This is a genomic window from Cobetia crustatorum (genome assembly GCF_000591415.1).
Taxonomy (GTDB): Bacteria; Pseudomonadota; Gammaproteobacteria; order Pseudomonadales; family Halomonadaceae; genus Cobetia; species Cobetia crustatorum.
This window is the reverse complement of the sequence record NZ_JEMF01000053.1, coordinates 1-1,616: the sequence shown is the minus strand read 5'-3', so window position 1 is coordinate 1,616 and position 1,616 is coordinate 1. Positions and strand designations below refer to the sequence as shown.

At 38.6% G+C, this 1,616-nt stretch carries 1 protein-coding gene; it reads right to left on the bottom strand.

Features of this window, described 5'->3' with window-relative positions; all coding sequences use genetic code 11:
• Positions 1-509 precede the first annotated feature (509 nt).
• Entirely contained in the window at positions 510-1,595 is a 1,086-nt protein-coding gene (locus BF12_RS0111895; RefSeq protein ID WP_156941173.1) for a hypothetical protein, read from the bottom strand.
• Positions 1,596-1,616 lie beyond the last annotated feature (21 nt).

The following is a 1,616-nucleotide window of genomic DNA, read 5'->3' as shown; positions in this document are numbered from 1 at the left end:
GACACATCAGCGACACATCACGCCCGCGAAGACATCGGACACGTCTCTTCGCGGCGCCTTGTCTTGCGTATCCCGATGACTGCTGCTTCGCCCAAGCTCTCCCGACTTACCGGTCAGTTCGCGCTTGAGACGAGTATGCTCATCGGCTAGGACCTGGAACTTGTTTCTCTTGACCGTTGGCGCGCCACTGACAGAGCTGGCTGGGCTGCTGACCCAGCTCACGGGCAGCGGCACTGATACGGTCGGCGAGACCCGGTGCCTCATCTGTATAGGATTGAGAGTAACGAGTACAAGTCTTCATCATCGACGCTGCTTGCCATGGGTTGCCTCGTTCAGTTTATTTTCTTAACGAGGTGACCATAGTGAGTTGATAAAATTATTAACGACCTTCTCACTATCAGTGACCAACAATTTGCAACTATTATGGATCATTACTTTACTGCCATATGTCATACCATAATCTATACTTATGCTTACGAATTAAAATAAACATTATCTTCGCACAACTCTTAGATGATAACTAAATGAACACCCTTTGGTTTCAGTATATGTAAATCATAATATATAGCAGCCACGCCAGTAACTATATCTTCGAATTCCAAAAAACCGTATATAATTACAGGGGTAGTACTTTCTGACCATGGTAGAAACGTCCAATTATGCAAAACTAATTCTGCAGTATTACTTTCAACAGCGAAACTACGGTTACAATTAGAGTATACGATATTTTCTGTATTTATCCGCACGCCATATTTGCCCTCAAACTTCTTTAATGTATCTGAGTCTCTATCTTCTTCGCAAATAAACCAAGTATAATCCTCATCTCTCTTAAGCCCAGTTGTGCTTGCTATAGACTTAAACTCAGAAGCCAATGCATTAATTAGTCTACCTACAGCCTCGGCACCAAAAAACTCATTACCAATTAATTCCTTACCACTTCTAGAAGAAAAATAATATGATGAACACCCTTTAAAAGAATACTCAAGAACTTTTGGCGGTATACCTTTTGTATAACTCACGTTAATAGCAGAACAACTTTGAAAGCTATTCCAGAAATTTATATTAGTTAGCTTCCAAGCCTTGTATATAATTTTAAGATCTGATGTATCCTTGTGCTTATCATTTTCAGAAAACCTAGTTACAGGGATACAATTTTTTAATTCCTTGGCAATATACTTGTCTAACCTGAAAAGCTCTTTATCTAAGAATTTGTTTACCTGGATTTTTATTTCCCGAGCTTCCATATAACTCCAACCAAATGCATCCATAACAGACCTATCCAAAATTATATCTAACTTTAGCTTTAACAATTCAATAAACGACTTTAAGTCATCAGAAATCGTAATAGAATTAACAGGAAAGGGTTGTAATTTAGCCCTTTTAACAATATCCCCCATAATTATTACACAAGCTAAGGCTATATGTGCTTTTAAATCAACTCTATCGTAAATAGTTCGATCTATTGATAATACATGGTTTAAAATCCATTCCATAAAAGCAAGGGGGTCTCTGGATAAGAAATCATGATTAACATAAATCGCGTCAGCATCCTCTGGTTGAGAACAATACCAACATTCTTTTAAAATATCCCACAATCGGCGGTCTCAAGTTCCAAG